Source organism: Bacillus sp. FDAARGOS_1420 (assembly GCF_019344915.1).
GTDB lineage: Bacteria > Bacillota > Bacilli > Bacillales > Bacillaceae_G > Bacillus_A > Bacillus_A mycoides.
Genome location: NZ_JAHWJB010000005.1, coordinates 77,910 through 98,298, shown reverse-complemented (window position 1 = coordinate 98,298; position 20,389 = coordinate 77,910). Strand labels below are relative to the sequence as shown.

The 20,389-nt window shown below is 32.9% G+C and carries 15 protein-coding genes and 3 pseudogenes; 1 reads left to right on the top strand and 17 read right to left on the bottom strand.

Annotated features, from left to right (window positions below; genetic code table 11):
* Positions 1-31: 31 nt before the first annotated feature.
* From wecB to I6L50_RS32810, 13 genes and pseudogenes are all read right to left on the bottom strand, one after another.
* Entirely contained in the window at positions 32-1,162 is a 1,131-nt protein-coding gene (gene wecB, locus I6L50_RS32870; protein WP_219304598.1) for a non-hydrolyzing UDP-N-acetylglucosamine 2-epimerase, read from the bottom strand.
* 5 nt (positions 1,163-1,167) lie between these two features.
* A complete protein-coding gene (locus I6L50_RS32865; RefSeq protein WP_219304596.1) occupies positions 1,168-2,274 on the bottom strand; it encodes a polysaccharide biosynthesis C-terminal domain-containing protein in 1,107 nt (368 codons plus the stop codon).
* The gene (locus tag I6L50_RS32860) at positions 2,271-3,320 is read right to left on the bottom strand and encodes a polysaccharide biosynthesis protein (protein ID WP_219304594.1); all 1,050 of its coding nucleotides are present in this window, start codon (positions 3,318-3,320) and stop codon (positions 2,271-2,273) included. The genes I6L50_RS32865 and I6L50_RS32860 overlap by 4 nt, the downstream gene beginning before the upstream one ends.
* A 26-nt stretch (positions 3,321-3,346) precedes the next feature.
* Positions 3,347-4,495 (bottom strand): glycosyltransferase family 4 protein, encoded by a 1,149-nt coding sequence (locus I6L50_RS32855; RefSeq protein ID WP_219304592.1) that lies wholly within the window; start codon positions 4,493-4,495, stop codon positions 3,347-3,349.
* 9 nt (positions 4,496-4,504) lie between these two features.
* Positions 4,505-5,830, bottom strand: a complete 1,326-nt coding sequence (locus I6L50_RS32850; protein WP_219304590.1) for an O-antigen polymerase — start codon at positions 5,828-5,830, stop codon at positions 4,505-4,507.
* A gap of 11 nt (positions 5,831-5,841) precedes the next feature.
* Entirely contained in the window at positions 5,842-6,414 is a 573-nt protein-coding gene (locus I6L50_RS32845) for an acyltransferase (RefSeq protein WP_219304588.1), read from the bottom strand.
* Positions 6,405-7,703: an oligosaccharide flippase family protein gene (locus I6L50_RS32840; RefSeq protein WP_219304581.1), complete on the bottom strand. Its 1,299-nt coding sequence runs from the start codon at positions 7,701-7,703 to the stop codon at positions 6,405-6,407. Before I6L50_RS32840 ends, I6L50_RS32845 begins: the two co-directional genes overlap by 10 nt.
* 23 nt (positions 7,704-7,726) lie before the next feature.
* Positions 7,727-9,547, bottom strand: coding sequence for a polysaccharide biosynthesis protein (locus I6L50_RS32835; RefSeq protein ID WP_219304579.1), 1,821 nt, complete (start codon positions 9,545-9,547; stop codon positions 7,727-7,729).
* A 216-nt stretch (positions 9,548-9,763) separates the two neighbouring features.
* A pseudogene (locus I6L50_RS32830) lies at positions 9,764-10,258 on the bottom strand (hypothetical protein).
* 86 nt (positions 10,259-10,344) lie between these two features.
* Positions 10,345-11,028: a CpsD/CapB family tyrosine-protein kinase gene (locus I6L50_RS32825; protein ID WP_219304577.1), complete on the bottom strand. Its 684-nt coding sequence runs from the start codon at positions 11,026-11,028 to the stop codon at positions 10,345-10,347.
* Positions 11,018-11,758, bottom strand: coding sequence for a YveK family protein (locus tag I6L50_RS32820; RefSeq protein ID WP_219304575.1), 741 nt, complete (start codon positions 11,756-11,758; stop codon positions 11,018-11,020). The genes I6L50_RS32825 and I6L50_RS32820 overlap by 11 nt, the downstream gene beginning before the upstream one ends.
* An 856-nt stretch (positions 11,759-12,614) precedes the next feature.
* Positions 12,615-13,736: pseudogene (gene tnpB, locus I6L50_RS32815) on the bottom strand (IS200/IS605 family element RNA-guided endonuclease TnpB).
* A 578-nt stretch (positions 13,737-14,314) separates the two neighbouring features.
* Positions 14,315-14,908, bottom strand: a complete 594-nt coding sequence (locus I6L50_RS32810; RefSeq protein WP_219304573.1) for a TasA family protein — start codon at positions 14,906-14,908, stop codon at positions 14,315-14,317.
* Between the two features lie 699 nt (positions 14,909-15,607).
* Here I6L50_RS32810 and I6L50_RS32805 point away from each other — a divergent pair.
* Positions 15,608-16,275: pseudogene (locus tag I6L50_RS32805) on the top strand (IS6 family transposase).
* Positions 16,276-16,667: 392 nt separating this feature from the next.
* Here I6L50_RS32805 and I6L50_RS35345 read toward each other — a convergent pair.
* The 4 genes from I6L50_RS35345 to cas7i form a co-directional block, all read right to left on the bottom strand.
* Complete coding sequence (locus I6L50_RS35345) at positions 16,668-16,886, bottom strand: hypothetical protein (protein ID WP_257475516.1); 219 nt, start codon at positions 16,884-16,886, stop codon at positions 16,668-16,670.
* 205 nt (positions 16,887-17,091) lie between these two features.
* On the bottom strand, positions 17,092-18,870 hold the full coding sequence (gene cas3, locus I6L50_RS32800) for a CRISPR-associated helicase Cas3' (protein ID WP_257475515.1): 1,779 nt from the start codon (positions 18,868-18,870) through the stop codon (positions 17,092-17,094).
* Positions 18,871-18,901: 31 nt separating this feature from the next.
* Entirely contained in the window at positions 18,902-19,573 is a 672-nt protein-coding gene (gene cas5b / locus I6L50_RS32795; RefSeq protein WP_219304571.1) for a type I-B CRISPR-associated protein Cas5b, read from the bottom strand.
* The gene (gene cas7i, locus I6L50_RS32790) at positions 19,563-20,324 is read right to left on the bottom strand and encodes a type I-B CRISPR-associated protein Cas7/Cst2/DevR (RefSeq protein WP_257475530.1); all 762 of its coding nucleotides are present in this window, start codon (positions 20,322-20,324) and stop codon (positions 19,563-19,565) included. The genes cas5b and cas7i overlap by 11 nt, the downstream gene beginning before the upstream one ends.
* Positions 20,325-20,389 lie beyond the last annotated feature (65 nt).

Genomic DNA, 20,389 nt, shown 5'->3' with positions numbered 1-20,389 from the left:
ATTAAGAGACTTCCAATAATAAAGAAGCCTCTTAATTGTATTTATTCCATACAACTTTATTTATAATTTCCGTGTAGCTTTCAATAATTTTTACAATTTTAATAGAAACATTTGTATCTATATAATCCATTGGAAGATTGAACATGGCGCCATTATTATCCATAGCCTTTGCTAGTTTGATTGATTGGAGTACTCCATCTTTCTTAATGCCACCTATAATAACTGAACCTTTGTCTAAAACTTCTGGTCTTTCAGTACTTGTTCGAATTAGTACTGCGGGAAATCTTAATATTGCGGACTCTTCACTTAATGTCCCACTGTCAGACAGCACACAAAATGCATTTTGTTGAAGATGATTGTATGCAAAAAAGCCAAACGGCTTTAAAACTCTTACTAGGGGGTGAAATTTAAATCCTCGTTCTTTAATACGTTTTAAACTTCTTGGATGTGTGGAGTAGATAATTGGCATGCTATATGTTTCAGCTACTGCATTTAAAGACTCCATCAAATGGTTAAAATTATCTTCGTGATCAATATTTTCTTCTCGATGCGCACTTACTAAAATATAACTATTTTGTTTTAAACCCAATTCCGTAAGGACATTGCTTTTTTCTATCCTCTCTTTATGTTCTTTTAGCACCTCATGCATTGGAGAACCCGTTACTAAAATATGTTCTTTTCGAACACCTTCACTTAACAAATATCTTCTACTGTGCTCTGTGTACGGAAGGTTAATATCACTTACATGATCTACAATTTTACGATTAATTTCCTCTGGCACATTTTGATCAAAGCATCTATTTCCCGCCTCCATATGAAACACAGGAATTTTCAAACGCTTTGCTGAAATGGCACATAAACAACTATTTGTATCTCCTAAAATTAATAAAGCAGCTGGTTGTAATTGGTTCATAAGCTCATAAGATTTACTAATAATGTTACCCATTGTCTCTCCAAGATGATCCCCCACTACCTCAAAAAAATAATCTGGTTGCCTTAAACCTAACTCTTCAAAGAAAACATCATTTAACGTCGGGTCCCAATTTTGCCCTGTATGAACCAATATGTGATCGAAATACGTATCGCAAGCTTTTATTACTGATGATAACCTTATAATTTCCGGCCTCGTACCTACAATCGTCATTATCTTTTTTTTTCTCATTATTTTTACACCTCTAAATAGAATGTATCGGCTTTTTCTGAGTTGAAAATTTCATTTGCCCAAAATAATACTAACATCTCACCCAGACCGATATTTTTAATGTTATGTGTATAACCTGGTGGAATATCAACTATTTCTAACTTTTCTTCAGATACTATATATGAGAAAGAAGATTCCGAATAAATATCTCGAAAATTTATTTCGGCTTCTCCCTTAATTACACAAAATTTCTCTACTTTTGTGTGGTGATAATGATTTCCTCTCGTAATATCCTCCTTAGTACTTGAGATGAAAATTTGCCCAAATTCATTAGATTTAATAATTTCCGCCAAAAAACCTCTATTATCTCTTTTCATTTCTAATTCATAAGAAAAATCATTTTTCTCTAAATAAGAAAGATACGTCGCATGTAACTTCTTGGTAAATACATCTGAAAGGTCAGGTATTGTATGGGTTTTTCTAATATTATAAAAACCATTAATCTTCCCCGCTAAATCCTTCAATGAAATTTCATATATTCTATCTATTTGTGGATAGATTTCCTTATTAAAACCATCTTGTAATAGATTTACAAATTTATCTATAAGATCATCAATGTATAAAAGCTCCAAATACTTTTCCGGATCATGAATTGAAATTGCTTTTCCCCTTGCAATATTGTGGCAAAAAGTAGCCACTACAGAATTGTAATTAGGTTTACACCATTTTCCAAACAAATTAGGTAAGCGATAAATATTTACAGATGCTCCAGTTTCAAAATGATAGCTGTGCAAAAGATCTTCAGCTTGTTTCTTACTCCTTCCATATGGATTTTCTAACTCTACTTGAACTGACGAAGAAAAAACAACCCAAGGTTTATTATCTGATTTCAATAAATTATCTACGATATACTTTGTTAACTCTACATTTCCTTCCTGAAATTCACTTTCGCTTTGAGGGCGGTTAACTCCCGCTAAGTGATATATACCTTCTACCTGTTTCAAATAATCATTAAGTACAGACAATGAACATCCTTTCGTAAAACACAAAATTTCGATGTTATCAATTTTACTCAGTCGATCGACTAAATTTTTGCCTACAAACCCTTCCGAACCTGTTACTAGTATTTTCATGATAATCCCTCTATCGTTATTAATTGTTCTCTTTTAAATTCTGCTAATTGTTCTTGAACATAATCTAATTTCAGGATTAACTCCTTTATACTCTTTATGTCTAATCGTTTCGTATTATGCGAATGGTAATCTTGCCGCTCGCTAATACTAGTTTTTCCTTCTACAAAATATTTATTGTAGTTTAAATCACGATTATCAGCTTTAATACGATAATACTTTCCGATATTTTCCGAGTTCACCATTTCCTCCCTAGTTAATAAAGTTTCATAAAGCTTTTCAGCATGTCTAGTTCCTATTATCTTCACTTCATTTTCAGTATTAAATATTTCCTTCAAGGCAATAGCTAAGTCGAAAATTGTGGATGCGGGTGCCTTTTGAACAAAAATATCCCCCTGATTTCCATGTTCGAATGCGTATAATACTAAATCCACTGCATCATCTAAAGACATTAAAAAACGAGTCATTTTAGGATCAGTAATTGTTAAGGGCAACTTATTTAAAATTTGTTCAATAAAAAGAGGAATAACCGAGCCTCTAGAAGCCATAACATTACCGTAACGCGTTGCACACAAAACCGTTCCACCATCCATTACATTCCTAGACTTGGCTACTAATATTTTCTCTGCCAATGCTTTTGATTGTCCCATTGCATTAATTGGATAAACAGCCTTATCTGTACTTAAAAGGATTACTCTTTTTACAGCATTTTGGATTGCACTATTAATTACATTTTCTGTTCCGACAACATTTGTTTTTAAAGCCTCCATCGGATAAAATTCACAGGAAGGCACTTGTTTTAGGGCAGCAGCGTGAAAAACATAATCAACTCCTTTCGTTGCATTATCAACACTTTCCCTATTCCGCACATCACCAATATAAAATTTCACCTTGGGATCATTAAGCTTTATTCGCATATCTTCTTGTTTCTTCTCATCTCTACTAAAAATACGAATTTCTTTAATTTCAGTATCTAAAAAGCGTTTAAGAACAGCATTACCAAATGATCCTGTACCACCAGTGATAAGTAATATTTTATTTTTAAACAATTTACCTCACTCCCTGCTAATATGAATTAATTTTTGATAAATAAATCCCTATTTTGTTCAACTATTTCTTCACAAAAATACATTCTCAAAGCATATCCAGAAGCGTTTCGTGATAATTGGTGCAATTCTTTGGAGTCCATATACACCAGATTATTTAAAACCGTAATAAATTTCTTTTTTTTCTCTAAGGGAATCGCCCAACCAACCTCCTCATCCTCGAGGTTCTTCCAAGGTGTTTGGTCACTTATAATAACAGGACATCCTGCTAACAGCGATTCAACAATCACATGACCGTAATTCTCACCAAACGTCGGAAATAAAAAAGCATCATAGCTAGAAAACAGCAGATGCACTTTATTATTATTGACTTGTCCCATATAATTCACCTGAACGTTAATGGGTAGTGATTTAATAACATCTCGACATTCATTCCAATAGCTTTGATCTTCAATCGGACCGTAAATATCTAAAGTTATATTCCCAATAACATCTTTTAATAGCGTAATTGCTCCTTTTAGATTCTTTTTTTCTGTTATTCTCGATAGAAAAATCAGTTTTAATTCTCCATTTTTCTTTTTCTTTTTCACCCGTTCTTTATCCTTAATAACATTCGGTAAATTTGGTGCAATCTGTATCGAATTTACCTCCTTATAAATCCGATTTATATCTATTTTTTCTTCTTCACTTGTAGCATGCCAAATCACATTATTATGTAGCCCTACTAACCTTGCTGATTTAATAAACAGTTCTTTTTTTATACTTTTTATCTTTAATGCACCTGGTGAGAACTCTCCTCTTGGAGCCACTATAATCGGCTTATATGGAATCTTTCCCATCCCTCTTAATAAGAGGGGAATAATCGAAAAATTTTTATTAAAAAAACTATTCAGATAAATAAAATCATACTTCGTTCTTTTAATAATATGTCTTAAATATCTAAATTTTAATTTTTCAGGAGCTACATAGTAAACCTCCGCGGACCCTACTTTTGTCCAAACTTCATTTTGAATCTTTTCAAATGATATCGAATCCCCTAGATCTCTATCACTAGTAATAATCTTAAAGTTAAATTCATTCCCTAAAGTTTGCACTAAATTACTAATGGATCGTATTGGTCCCCCACCCTTAAAGCCTGGTAAATAATATGGAGTTATTATTAAAATATTCTTTACCATAAATTCCCCTCACCTTAATAATTTCTTTTGGGAAAACAAAAGAAAAAATATTGTAATTAATAATATATCTGTAGTAACCTGCACCATTCTCAAATTACTCAATTGAAAATTTAAAATTATACTTCCATAAATAAAAATGGATAAAAAGTTATATCCGTTTATTCTCATGAATAAATATGAAATTTTGTAGATAACTCCCAATATATACATTCCTAACACGATACCTGGTATCCAAAAATTAGCATACATACTTCCAAAAGTTTCAGGAGGCCATGAAGACGCATATAATTCCTGAATTGGTTTAGAGGGAGTAACATGATAGCCTTCTGCTATTGTACGAATATACATTCCATCATCTACAGGGGGCTTTTCTGGATATACAGACCTTGGTATCGGGGCTTTTAATAGGTCTACATAGCTTTTTCCTAGCCAAATATTTTGTAAATTAAAATGATCCGTTATTAAAATAAAATGGTCTACATAACTTATTGATTTTATAGCGTCAGTATAATTTTGTTTTACCTCTTCATATATTTCAGTAGGTCTTTCACTATAATATTCAACAGCCCCTGGACTCCTTAAAATTGGCATGGCAATAAAATATATTAAGCCCAAGATTATTAAGAAATATAACTTAACAGGAATTTTTTTTACACGCGATACTCCATAGTGAAAAAATAATATACAAAAAATGACCAAATGAATAGTCGCTTTCCTTCCCCCAAGAGTAGATAGAATAAATATTGTTCCTACTAACACTACACAAACGAATAATTTATATCGTACATTCCCAATCTTTTTATATTTCCTACTATAAATTAACAAACAAATAGCTACTGTTAAAAATTTAAGTAAAGTCAATATATAGCCATTACCAGAAGTGAATTCAGCCCGATGTTGAAGATTATAAATTAGATTACTGAAACCACCAATATTTTTTAAAAACAACATATAACCAAGGATACCTAGAGCTAAAGCGACAGAAATAGCTATATGAATCCTATTTTTAGGAATATCCATTATGGGATCATTTCTAAAAAAATACGAATATCCTTTATAATCTAAACCTGCTATCAAGCAAATGTAACCTAAGATTTGCAGTATCAAATACCAAATCAATTTATTTTCTACATCCAAATCATTAGTATAAATAAGGTATGAAATTTGGTTTTGATCAAAAAACAAAAGCAATAGATACGGGATTGTACTGATAATTTGTAAGAAGGTAATCAATATTCCAGGTGAAAATATATCTTTATCGGATTTAAAATATGAATAACATAACCCAAACAAATATAATGCAAATAACATTACTATTAATAAAAACAAATTCATAAAGATAGCTCCTATAAAGATTTAATATACTTAGCTGGGTTTCCCCCATATACAGATTTTGATTCTATAGTTTTAGTAACTATTGACCCTGAGGCTACTATCGCGTTACTTCCTATCTCATTAATTCCTGATAAGATAATAGAATGTGAGCCAATCCATGTGTTTTCTTTAATAATTAAACCCTGAGGAATTGGTTTAGATCTAGGTTTGTATCCATGACTATGAGTATATATTGTTGAATACTCAGAGACTAGCACGTTATCATGTATTATTAGATTACCAGTATGGTCTAGTCTTACCCCCTTGTTAATTTGAACATTATTTTTTAAAATTAACTTACCCTCATTATTTTCACTATCAATCACAGTGCCACTTGCAATTAAGCAATTCTCCCCTAATACTATTTGTTTAGGATTTTCTATTTTAGTACCAACCTGTATTTTTGAACCCTTACCTAATCTAATCCCTACAAGCCTCCATCTAATTGTATTTAGTACATTTAGTATTTTTATAAAACTTCTTGTGTACAATCTAAAAAAACCTAATACATAACCATTCCTTTGAAAAAATGTCTTTAAACGCATCTTTCAATACCTCTTTTTAAATTTTTACTGACAATTTTATTAAGAGTTACCAATGTTAAAATAAATCTGCACGTATTTGAAATACAAACTATTATTGCAGCACCTATTAAAGCATATTTAGGTATTAACAGCACTGATGATACGGCTGTAACAACTGTTGTAATTACATGGATAGGAACCTGCGCTTTAAATTCTCTAGTTGCAGTAAGGGCACTACTAATAAAGCCAGTTACATACCAGATTAACCCAGCCACCATAATAATAATAAATACGTTATTATAATAACTATAAGAACTTGTATATATGAGGTTTAATATGTACTCACCGAATATGTAACTTATTATAATACCTCCCCCCCCTATAAGTACCCCTAGACAGATCAGTTGAAATAATAATTTTTTAAATAACTCATAATTTTCTCTGTAATAATTTGATAGCCTTGGAATACTTGAATGCGCAAGTGCATTTATAACAGTAGCTCCTGTTGACATAATAAATGCTATGGAAGAAAAATATCCTAATGCCTCTTCATTCAAAAAATATTGAATAAAGTATCTAGGAAGATTAGCATTAAACGTATCTAATGATGATACAATTCCCAATGGTAATCCCAGTATAATTAATCCTTTCACGTTAGAAAATTTGCTAGTTCTTTTTAATGATCCACATGCATTAAAATCCACTAATAATCGAATTTTTCTAAAGTCATATGCAATCAAAACAAATAGAAATGTTAAACAATAAAAAATCACACTACACACTAAATTTTCAAATATCATCATAGACAGAGTTACTAGTAGGATTGCCAATATACTCTGTATAATCTTCGAAACAGCCAAATAATCCATTCTCTCTCTTTGTTGATATAACCCATAGGATACATCACACAAAGATTCAAAAAAACGGCTTAGCCCCATTAACAGTATTATTACTCTCGTTTGATCGCTAAACATTTCTAGTAATGAAATAATAGATACTATTATAATTCCTGCAAAACTTGTAATAACTCGATTTATAAAATAATCTGTAAATTCATAACTATTTTGTGTATCTGTTGCCTGTATACTTCTTAAATTCATATTAAGAAACAAAAATACCGGAGCAGTTACGGCTAATCCTAAAGAATATTGTCCAACCATTTCTACACTTCCTAGTTTCGCCATTAATAAAATAATCAACCACTGACTAAAAGCATATATAAGATTTGCTGTTGCTGTATAAAAAAAATTTCGCTTCAATGTTAAAGGTGCATTTCTGTTTGAGAGTTTTTTTTCTTCCGATAAGTCCATTTTAATTCCCCTAATCCCATTAGTTATATTTTCATAACTGGGCTATTGACTTTTTTCTCATATGCTATATCAAAGATTGCTCTTTTCAACATATCTTTATCATACTCTTGAAAACTATCTATCAAATAAAGAATAATAGTAATTTCGATAAATTTCGGTTTACCTACATAAATTTTCGGATGCACTTGGTTTACAAACACATCAATATCTTTAAATAACTCTTCATATAATTTTTCTCCAGGTCTCATCCCTGTATACTCAATACCAATTTCCTCTATAGGATATCCAGACAATGTAATTAAACTTTTGGCAAGATCGACAATCTTAACTGGCTCTCCCATGTCCAGTACAAAGATCTCACCACCCTTTGCTAAAGCTCCGGCTTGTATTACAAGTCGTGACGCTTCTGGGATTGTCATAAAATAACGGACCATCTCTGGATGAGTAACAGTTACAGGTCCACCCTTTTCTATTTGTTTTTTAAATAACGGAATAACACTGCCACGGCTTCCTAGCACATTTCCAAACCGAACAGCCACAAATCTTGTTTTACTTACCGTATCCATATGTTGAATAATCATTTCAGCAATACGTTTTGTAGCTCCCATTACACTTGTAGGATTAACAGCCTTATCAGTTGAAACCATAACAAACGTATTTACTTTAAACATGTCTGCGGCTTCTGTAATATTTTTAGTCCCTATTATATTATTCTTTACAGCTTCTTCTGGGTTGCGTTCCATAAGGGGTACATGCTTATGTGCTGCTGCATGATATATAATGTATGGTTTATGTTTTTCTACTAAACTAAATAACTTATTTTGATCTTGAATATCAACAATTTCTGTTATTATTTTTACGTTTTCTTTATCGTATTCCTGTAACTCCATTTCAATTTTATAGATACTATTCTCTCCATGCCCTAATAAGATAATTTTTTCTGGTTTATATTTCACTACTTGTCGGCAAATTTCAGATCCAATTGATCCACCAGCACCTGTGACTAGAATTGTACGACCGGTAATTGTTTCAGTAATACCTACGTTGTCTAATTTAACCGGCTCTCTACCTAGTAAGTCTTCAACCTTAACATCACGAAATTCATTAATAGAAACTTTCCCATCTAGTATATCTTCTAACATTGGTACAATTTGTGTTTTCATTTTTGTTTTTATACACTCTTGAAAGATCTTATTTATTTCTTTTCTCTTCAATGATGGAATAGAAATAATTATATGTTCAATTTTATGTTTCTCTACTATTTGATGAATATTTACTGTCGTCCCAACCACTGGAATACCATAAACCTCTAAATTTTGTTTTGTTTTATTATCATCAACAAAGGCAACGGCTTCTAAGTTAGTATCTCTATTTTGTTGTAATTGTCTTACGACCATTGTTCCTGCTGAACCGGCTCCCACAATAAGTGTACGTTTTTTATCGACGTTTTTCGTAATATATCTATCTCGAAAAATACGCCATGTCAAACGTGACCCCCCGAATAATAATATATACAGCATCCATGTAATCGCTAAAATCCGAAGATATACATATTGTCCAGTTGTATATTGGACAACTACAATAATAATGACAGAAAAAGTAACGGCCTTAAAAATTTGCTCTAATTCTCTTATACTTGCGTACTCCCAGGCTTTTTTATACAATTTATAAGTATAGGCAAAAAAATGATGACTACACAATAACGCAATGGAATTTGAAATAAAAATCTCCGGTGATTCATTTAATAAATCAGGTAATAAAACCCAATAACTTAAGTATACTGAAGTTAAAACAATCAGTGAATCTAGTAATATTAATAGGCATATCCTTCCTTTATACGTCAATTGTCGTACCCCCTAAAGAAACCATAAATACATCTCTGAATTCTTATTTCTCCTAATCACTTAATTAGCTTTATAATTAAAAATTTGGGCATTTAACCCAGCCTCACATCACACTTTTGACGACAAGCGTCTAAGGTAATTAATATAGTCTACCCACAGCGTGATCGAGTGCCTCCATTGATATTGGTAAGGAGACATCACCAGGTTGGAACCTGTTTAAAAAAGATTAAATAACTTTTTATAACGTATTAACTCTGGTTCTTCTCTGTAAACTTCTTTTCCACTAATCGCCAAGTATGCATTTTCTTTAAATTTATATACAACAAATACACCGAATTTTAATTTTTAAATTTTACTTCCAAACATTCCTTTCAAACTACTCGCAGTAATTTGAGTTACAGCTCCTTGGTTAACAAACTTATATAATTTCTTCGGATTTTCTATTAATTCTATATTTCTTTCAGGATGAACAATAATAGGGATAATCCGATTTATCTAAATGTTCTATTAATTAAGTGTATAATCGAACTTCTTGACATGGTAGAACTGTAGCATTTAGTCCCGGATCCTTTAAAATATAATTTGTTTCACTTGGTAATTTATATTACTAGTTGTATTGATGTATATACCATTTTGATGATGCGGAGTAGCAACAATAGTATGAATCCCCTCCGCTATTGCCATCTTTGCCATCTCAATACTATGAGTCATAGTACGTGCTCCATCATCTGTACCCGGAAAAATATGACAATGTAAATCAATACTTTTGCTTCATCCTCTCCTCTTATATTTTTTTACTAGTTATAATAATATTCTTCCCCAGGTTGTTGCTGTTTATCATTTAATACCACACCCAAAAGTTTTCCTTGTGCTTTCTCTAATATATATTTTGCTTTCAACGCCTCATCTTTTTCTGTAACACCACAACGAATAATAAGAATGGATGACTCACATTGATTTGCCATAATTTGTGTATCTGCTACTAGTAAAATTGGTGGTGTATCAAAAATTATAAAATCGTATATTTGTCGCAATGTTGCCATGATTTCTTTCATTGAATTTAATCCTAGTAATTCTGATGGATTAGGTGGAATTGGCCCGCATGGCAATAAAAATAATCCATCTATTTCTGTCTGTTTAATACAATCTTCAAGCACATATGCTCCTGTTAATACACTAGTTAATCCGAACCTATTATCTACATGAAATACCTGATGTAATACCGGCTTGCGCAAGTCCGTATCTACTATCAATACTTTTTTACCTTGTTGTGCAAACACCACAGCTATATTGGCGGCAGTCGTTGTCTTACCAGCTTCAGAATTTGGAGATGTAATAAGTAATGATTTTATGGGTTTATCTACCGAAGCAAACTCAATATTAGTTCGGATATTACGATATTGCTCTGCTATAGAAGAATTGGGCTGAATATGGGTGATTAACTGTCGCTGTTGTCTTTGTTTCTTTTTTTTAAGAACCAATTGTACGTTTCCTCACTTTCTTTGTATCTGTCAAACCATTATTAACATTCCTTTTTTCTTCACTGATATGAGTAACAACCCCAAAAACGGGTAATTGGAGCTCTTTTTCAATGTCTTCCTCCGTCTTCAAAGTGCTATCCAAATACTCTAGTAAAAATGCTAGTCCAAGCGCTAATATTAAACCAATACCGAAAACGATTCCAATATTTAATATTGGACGAGGTTTTACTGGTGCCTCTCCTTCATTTATTTCTGCTTTTGAAAGAATCGTAACATTATCCACATTCATAATTTTTGCAATTTCATCTTTAAATACCTCAGCTATTGTATTAGCAATATTGCTTGCTGTTTTAATATCCTCATCTTGTATAGTAATAATAATCACCTGAGAATCCTTTTCATTTGCTACATTGATCCTCTTACTCAACTCTTGTACAGAAATTCCTAATTTCAACTTATTTTTCACTTGTTCTAAAATGACAGGGCTTTTGATAATGACTTTATATGTATTCGTTAACTGAATATTAGTTTGAACTTCTCCTGGTTGAATTACCCCTTCTTGCTTCTTTTGATTTACCAAAATTTGCGTAGAAGATTGATAGATAGGTGTTACGAAATAGAAGTTTATTATTGAACTTACAATTGCAGCTCCAATGGCAATAGATAAGATTATTAATACATGTTTTTTCAAAATATCAAATAAATCTTTCAAACGAATTGTTTCTTCCATATCCTTCGCCCCCTTTTTTTATCTTCAATTTTAAAAGAAGGAAAATTCTAAATTTTAGCGATTGTATATCCCCCCTTGTATTAATATAGAATATATCAAATAGCAGCAAGAAATAGCAATATATGTAATTATTTATCAACAATATTTAGTAAAATTACAAAATGTTTATTTACTATATTGAAAATAATCACAATAAAATAGAGTGAAATAGATAGGAAATTCACCCTAATCAATCTTTTGTCTATCGTAGAAATTATTTAATAGTGAATTTTACTTTTCCAGTAAATCATTTGCTACATTTCAGAAAATATTATCTGAATTTTCATTCTTTTTCGCAACCAACCATACGATCGCGGGTTCCGTTGCAAAGTTTGAAAAAAGCATAAACGAGTGGATAAATAAGGAAAAAAACCTTATGCAGTGGCCATTAATTGTTGTACACTGAAAAGGCGAAATCTGTTTATATATAGCTTGAATCGTTTCGATTCCTTTGATAGTACGAGAAGCATGCTACGTTGAAGCTGACATTACAGATCCATCATTCCCTTGACTGCTTACATATCAGAGTTTTTATGATACGGAGGCTATACAATTAGTTACAGATATATGTAATGAAGATTTTGAAACGTATCATTATCTTAAAATGGATATTTCTACTATATGAATAGGTTTCAGTGTACTTGAATGATAGTCATATTGTTTTGTTTCAAATTGTAAATGGGAAAAAATACATGGTGTTTAAAAAGAGAAGGCTCTATTTGAATTTTTCATTTATTTGAACTACCCCCACTTTCACTTCTAAACGAAGTGAAAGTGGGGGATTCTTAAGTAAAGAGTTCTATCGAACTCTAATTGATTAGGCTATCTCCGCAGTCCCTGCGGTTAGAAGCCTTATCGCTTCATTTTTCAAATTGATACTTGCGTTACTATCCCTATCATGATGCGTACCACAAGAAGGGCACTCCTATTTACGTAAGTTTAGATTTTTAACGTCTTTATTTTGATAGCCGCAACAAGAACATAATTGGCTGGAAGCAAATGTTTTTGATACAACAATGACTTGTTTGCCGTACCATTTTGCTTTATATTCCAACATGGTTCGAAACCGAGACCATGATACTTCACTAATCGCCTTTGCTAACTTATGATTCTGTAGCATATTCGATACTTGTAAATCCTCTATACCAATCACATCGTGGTTTTTGATGATTTCAGTTGAGATTTTGTCTAAGTAATCTTTTCTAGCGTTAGTGATGTATTCATGAATTCTAGCTACCTTAATTCGTTGTTTATTCCAGCGAGAAGATCCTTTCGTTCTTCTAGAAAGAACTCGCTGCGCCTTTGCTAACTTCTCTTCTAATGATCGAAAAAACTTAGGATTTTTATAGGATGTTCCATCTGACAAAATGGCGAAATCTTTTAGTCCTACATCAACTCCGATGGAAGAATGTATTTTCGGAAGTTTTTGCACTTCTGTTTCAACTAACAATGAGACAAAGTATCTGCCAGAAGGATTCCGTCTGACCGTAGCATTTATAATACGTCCATTCACTTCATGACTTTTGGCAAATCGAACAAGACCTAGTTTCGGCAATTTCATTTTGTTTCCTACAACAGCAATGTTTTCATTCGTTTGTTTTGTGGTGTAAGATTGCACAGGATTCTTTTTAAATTTGAAACGTGGGGCACTGTTTTGTTTCTTGAAAAAGCGTGTATACGCATCCGCAAGGTTGCGAACAGACGATTGGATCGCAATACTATCCACTTCTTTGAGCCAAACAAACTCTTTCTTCATGGCAGGAAGTTTGGCAGAGCATGTCCCATATGTCAAACCTTTTCCTGTTTCTTTGTATGTATTATCCCATAGGGATAGGAGATGATTGAATACAAAACGAGAACAACCAATGGTTTTATTGATTAAAATTGCTTGTGCTGTATTTGGATAGATACGAAATTTATATGCTCGATTGATCATCATTTCTTTCACCCCCATTTCGATATATCTCCATTATACAACAAACGTACATTCGGTATGTAGTGAAATGATGATGACAAATTATCCAATAATAAGTTATATATGTCGAACAATTGAGATGGCAGTATGCCATCCCTTGTTCGAAGCCAATTCAGCTCCCGCCTACTCACTGGGCCGTGGCCCTTCATGTTCCTTGAGGAAGGAGTCTTCTTGGCTAAAAATGATAAATGAAGAATATTTACTTCTCTGGCGAATATTCATTCATGAATACCAACAAATTTTTAATATAGAAAAACACCATGACTAACTGTTATGGTGTTTCTTTAGGTTTAACACTATATCTGGATAAAGCACCCTGTTTTTGTGTATTAAACAATCTATATGAGACATAAGGTAAATAAACATAAGAACCAAGATAACGTGTTGGGTTCTGTTGCAAAGTTTTTTTAACAGGTAAAAGGTTTGTATAGTTACCGTTTACTCTTTCTTCACAAGTATTACCTCGATTTGAAATATTAAAGTAAGACTTCTAAAATATTAGGTCTTAGAAGTCTTGAATTTTATATATATATCTTGCAATATTATCTTTCTTGTCCTTCTGTTTGATTTGCATGGAACTCCATTTCCATCGCAATACTATCTCCCTGGAACATATTCTGGTCCATTTTATTGTCTTCAAAGATAAACTTTATCCAGAACCAATCCATCTTACCCGCCTTTAATCCACCCGTCTCTGCCCATTTTGCAAGGAATACTTTATGAGACGTGACTTCCGGATTTTGTGATTTTAATTCTGCAAGAGTTGTTTCGTATACAGGACTTTTTGCTGGATCCCAATCCCAAAGAAATTGTACTTTAATATGTTTCCCAAAATCATCTTCCTGATTATCTCGTTTCAAATCGTTCACAGTATAATCTACTTTCATTAGAACATCTTTAATATCTAACGTACCACTATTTTTCAAATTGAATTTTTTTAAAATTTTATCCCCCGGTTTTAAATTATCTAAATTGAGAGAAGTGGTAGGCTGTATAGCAAGATCTAATGTCCCTGCGGCGACTGAGTTATTCGTCACAACTTGATCACTAAAATAAGCATATGTTCCCCCACCAATTAAAGATAAGCCAAGTGCCGCTGAAACCATTCCCAAACCTAATTGTTTTTTCCAAGACATATTTTATTCCTCCTCATATCGTTTTTACAATATTTTCCCCTAATAGATTCCCCAATACAGATATAACATGAATTGAATTTTTCTTCTATCAAAATCAGATATACCTATATTGAGAAAATTAATAGAAGAAACTCATTCAAAATGGAGACATAACAGCTGTACAATGTATGGAATTGCTCCAGCTGAAGAAAAGTACGTTTTATAGGTTGATGAAAGAGTATGAAAACGAAACAACAAAAAAGAATAGATTTATTGATATAGTCTATTAGTAAGAAAAAAAGGATAACTGAAATGAAAGTAATTCTTACACTCTAACATAATAGCGCCCTCCTCTTAATTGAGGGAATTTTTTATAAGAAAGTGTTTTTACACAGCTCTCATTTCAAGGTTATGTGCAACGAAGCCCATTGTGAGAATAGGTGATTAAAAGGTGAAAATAAGAGGATAAATATATGACCAAATTTCATGAAATAAGACTCTTACTTTATGGTTATATCCACAAAATAAGAGTCTTATATTTTTAGTTCTCACTGAACAATCTGTAGGCACTCAGTTTGCTACCGTATTTTGGCTATAACGCCAAACCGAAATTTACCTCCCACCTAACGTTCGGACCTCCTGCATACGCTTGAGGGTTCTGCTGCAAAGTTTTTTTAATGAAGCTAAACTGTAGGAAAAATGCGTTGAGGAGAATGATACATGAAACATTTTAAAGGAAAACAGTTCAAGAAAGACATTATTTTAGTAGCCGTTGGCTATTACTATCGTTTTTCTTTAAGCTATCGTGATGTATCTGAAATTCTGAAGGAACGTGGTGTATCAGTTCATCCCACAACAATCATACGTTGGGTTCATGAATATGGTAATGTAATCTATCAAATATGGAAGAAGAAAAACAAATCCGCACTCCATGCTTGGCATTTTGATGAGACGTATATCAAAATCAAAGGAGACTGGTGTTATTTATATCGCGCCATTGATAGTGATGGACATACACTGGACTTTCAACTTCGAAAAACACGTAATCATCAAGCTGCTTATACTTTTATGAAAAGACTGGTAAAACATTTTGGAGAACCATTGGTTCTTACGACAGACAAGGCCCCAGCTTTACTTTGTGCATTCAAAAAATTACAGAAAGCCGATTATTATACCCATACCAAACACTGTGCCATTAAACACCGTAATAATCTCATTGAACAAGATCATCGACATGTCAAAAGCCGGTTTGTGAAATCAACATGATTTCAAACTCTTCGTCATGCTTCTCGTACTATCAAGGGAATCGAAATGATTCAAGCTATATATAAACAGATTTCGCCTTTTCAGTGTACAATGAGTTACAACAATTAATGGCCACTGCATAAGGTTTTTCTCTTATTTATCCACCCGTTTATGGATTTTTTCAAACTTTGCAACGGAACCCTTTATACCCTACTACGTTTAGATAAGACGAATTTAAGATAAAGTCGAATTAAAAATCGGGAAACCTTTATATATCATATCGTTTAGATGAAACGATATTAATGGAGCGTATGCGTTTTATATTTTTTACAACTTTATATCCCACATGGTTCAGATAAAACTCTATCTATACACGAATGGTATACCTTATGATAGCAACATTTTATCATATGTATCAATCCATATTTTGCAACAAATCATCGATCGTGTTTTTGTACTCTCTTACAACATGCTGAAAGTCCTTATCATAATAAGAGTTTCTACACGTTTGATAATAGCGGCGATCACTGCAAAATTACGAAAGTATAATTCCTGTTCCTGTTCTCTTTTCTTTATCAAAATCATACTTACAATTTAGAGTGTGAATGTATTGAAGCCCAGGAATATCAATTGCTTTTGTTTCGATTCCGTATCGTTGAACTTGTTTTCTAGAAATAGAGGTTGTAAGCTTTTCGATTTGCATTCGTAATACTTTTCGCTGTCTAGAATCTTTTTCCTGTTTAAATGTTTTCAATAGCTTAAGATTCTCTACATATATAGAACAGGGAATAACTTGATAATTATCAATATCACGCAGCAACCTTTGCGCTTCTATATTTCACATATCATTTAGTGGTAGTTTATCTAATATTTTTAAAGCTTGATAGAATTCGTCTAAGTATTTTTTGCTTAGGTTTTCTGTGTTATATAATGTTTCAACAAGCTCCATTTTTGTTTTTTCATGTAGCTTTTTGTTCATTAAAGGGTTCTAAAAGTTTTAAACCGTTATGAACAATATCCTCATCATAAACGAATCCTATCCCTTGTGCTTCTGTATAAACAATAACACTAGGTTCTGGACTCTCATAGGCTCTTCCACGATAACAACGATCTAAACGCTGAAATAAGCTATCTAATGTAGAGATTTCAGTAAATAACAAATCAAAATCAATATCAATATCTAATGAATCTTCTACAAGCTGTGTGGTAATCCAAATGCCACTTTGTTTTTCACGGTTTTTATCATTTGGTGCGAACTTCTTAATTCCTTCTTCTAAAACTGCACGATCCTTTTGAATAAATTGCGTGTGCAACAACCTTACATTTTCATTATGAAACAACCCATATATACGTTTTGCTTCTTTCACGGTATTAGCAATAATCAATACACGTTTATTTCGTCCAGCTTCACGAATATGTTCTAGATCTTTATCAATCATTGTTTTGCGTATAGATATGTGGTGACGAATTAAGTCATTATAGAATTCCTCTTTTACAAAATCACTTACCTTGATTTTGCCTCGTCTCTCCATTGTTTCCATAAAAACAGTAGGAAGTGTAGCGGTCATAATCATAAATTCCCCGCCTATCTGATGAATCATTTCCAATGCTTTGAGTAAACCAGCTAAGATTTTCGGAGAATAACCTTGTATTTCATCTAAGACTATCTTAGAGTAAGCCATTGTGGCCAAGTATTTCTCATATCCTCGAAATAAAAATGGAAACTTCAAAATTTGATCAATTGTGCTAAATGTTAACTTTTTACTCAATAAACGAGACTGTTCATAGATAAGCTCATTGGTTTCGTAATCATTGTTTAATGTCTGTAGAAAATCCACGCTACCACTGTGTAGCAACCCAGCAATCGCTTGCCCCTCTTTATCTGCATATCCCATTCCATTTGTTATACGCTCATACAAGGCATTTAAACTTACACGGATAGGGAGTTTAATAAAACCTTTAGCATCATCAATCCAAAATAAAGAAGCTTCTGTTTTTCCCATACCAGTTTGTGCAACAGCCACAATATTCTTGTTTCGATTCTCGTAAGAAAAGAGTTGTAGATTGCGTGGTTGATGACCATTCTTTTTTAGAAATTTATCGACATAAGTCCCAACTCCTTTGTCCGCATGATATTCCACAAGTTCTCCTGCAGAAGCCGCATGATCTACACGATTTAAAAGTCCTTTTACAAGCATAAGAAGAGGATAGCCTTTATCTTTTTTCTTAATTGGCTTCCAACCTATAGTCGTAGTATCAAGATTTTTATTAACCGAACAGCACAATTCTTGCTCCAAACGGTCTATTTTCTCTTTTAAATCTGGTAAAACTGCATTTAGTATTTTGGCATCAAACATTACGTTTCGTACATGATGATGTGCAATTGCCTCTTTCACAACCCGTTCTGTACTTTTGAAATAATGTAATTCTAAGAATGGAACACAAAGCAAGGAAATAAAAGCATGAGGAACATTAGAATACTTTTTTTCAATTTCTTGCTTTGTTAAAGGAGATAACCCCATATTAAGTTTAATAATTTGTTGGAATCCCTCATAAATTTTTCCCGCATCATGGTATTGGACAGCTACATGTGCAAGTTGCCAAATCTCTTCTGACAACAGAGATCCATACGAGTGTTTTAGTAAAGATAAGTTTTCTAATACCCGTCCCGTATGTTCTTGTAATGTTTCAAATTCTCCTGTTTGCTGATCCCACTTTGCGTAAATGAAATTTTCCATGTTTCCCCTCCTGAAAAAAATCCATGCTTACTCATAAGGCATGGAAAAATACAATATAGCCATCTTCATCTTCCATATATTGAGGTGAATTTAACCCTTCTCCTTTACGGAATAATTGCGTTTGAACCGTCTCCCAAGTACGAATTCCTTGTTTCACTTGATATACCGTGTTTAAACGATAGGAAATCCCTTTATAATTCATATAATCAAGACGATTAACAATGTCATGACGTGGTATATAAAAATCATTTTTGAGTGTGATGATTTCTTTTGTATGCCTTTCGTTCAACGTTACCAATTTCACATCTTCAATAACTGCTAAATCTTCACGTCGGCCAAGGCATGGTGCTTCATTGATATTTTCTAATGCTATTTGTAATTGTTCCAATACATCTTGTTCGGCACGTACATGGAAAATAAGGGAGATTTCTTTTAGCATATGAACATGCATGGGCATTGTTATAACTTTTTTTGACTTGTAAAAATGGTGTGTTTGCAAATCAAACAGCTTTCCCTCATGAGTACCTTGGATGCTGATTTCTATTGGAATTAATTCATTTGCACCTAATACATAGTGAAGGAACCCCTTCACCGTACTGTATGGTAGAAGAGGATAAGTTTCCTTTGCTTTTTGTGCCATTGGTTTCTTATAACACGCGGTTTGTTGGTACAACTTTACTTGTAACGCTGTATTAGCCGACATAATAATTCTCCACTTGTTGTAATAGATAATCTAGCATACCTTGAATTGTATGGATTGAGTCGCTTGAAACAAGATTTCGTAGTTCCCCTTCATTCGCGAAAACACCAGATAATAGACCAACATGCGTTTGTTCTTGTACAGTATGACCCATACTGCGACGTTCTAAAATTTCTTGTAGCATAATAGAGTCTAGACGGTATTCACGTTTTGCCGGAACTAATTGTGTACGTCCTAAGAAATAGGGTTGATTAATAGCATATAGACCACCAATTACAAACAAAGGGGATAAATCCTCTTGTCGCCCTCGAATATTACGATTTAAGGAAAATACAATTTCTAAGAATTCTTTGATACGTCTTGCCCTTTCTTCACGTGGTAATTCAATTTCTCCATCTACACCAATTTTATCTAAATCAATAGTAATGGTATAAGAATACAAACTTATATGCCTCTCAGATGTTGCGATATTTGGATTTTTTTTGATACGTGAAGCATGTCCTAAATTTGTTAAAAATTCTAAGTCTCCTCGGTACGGTTCAAGAGAAACAGCATGTGACAACCGAATGCTAGCTGGGCGTTTGTTCCCCCCCCTCCCCTTCCCCCCTTTGTCACGGCCAACCGTATCTAAGTTCCAACCATAACGTTCAGCGCCTAAACGAACCATATCGTATCGAATAGCTTGTCGTGATGCAAATGTATGGATATCTCCATTTCCACGATTAAATTTCTTTAATTCAGAGACATTACCGATTCCTTCTCCCTAATTTAATGAACCTCCTTCTAAGCTATATAGGGTATATAGCAACAAGAGCAAAA

Coding starts and splice junctions, on each gene's coding strand:
- wecB (WP_219304598.1), bottom strand. CDS start 1,162: ATGAGAAAAAAAAAGATAATGACGATTGTAGGTACGAGGCCGGAAATT.
- I6L50_RS32865 (WP_219304596.1), bottom strand. CDS start 2,274: ATGAAAATACTAGTAACAGGTTCGGAAGGGTTTGTAGGCAAAAATTTA.
- I6L50_RS32855 (WP_219304592.1), bottom strand. CDS start 4,495: ATGGTAAAGAATATTTTAATAATAACTCCATATTATTTACCAGGCTTT.
- I6L50_RS32850 (WP_219304590.1), bottom strand. CDS start 5,830: ATGAATTTGTTTTTATTAATAGTAATGTTATTTGCATTATATTTGTTT.
- I6L50_RS32845 (WP_219304588.1), bottom strand. CDS start 6,414: ATGCGTTTAAAGACATTTTTTCAAAGGAATGGTTATGTATTAGGTTTT.
- I6L50_RS32840 (WP_219304581.1), bottom strand. CDS start 7,703: ATGGACTTATCGGAAGAAAAAAAACTCTCAAACAGAAATGCACCTTTA.
- I6L50_RS32820 (WP_219304575.1), bottom strand. CDS start 11,758: ATGGAAGAAACAATTCGTTTGAAAGATTTATTTGATATTTTGAAAAAA.
- I6L50_RS32810 (WP_219304573.1), bottom strand. CDS start 14,908: ATGTCTTGGAAAAAACAATTAGGTTTGGGAATGGTTTCAGCGGCACTT.
- cas3 (WP_257475515.1), bottom strand. CDS start 18,870: ATGGAAAATTTCATTTACGCAAAGTGGGATCAGCAAACAGGAGAATTT.
- cas5b (WP_219304571.1), bottom strand. CDS start 19,573: ATGTCGGCTAATACAGCGTTACAAGTAAAGTTGTACCAACAAACCGCG.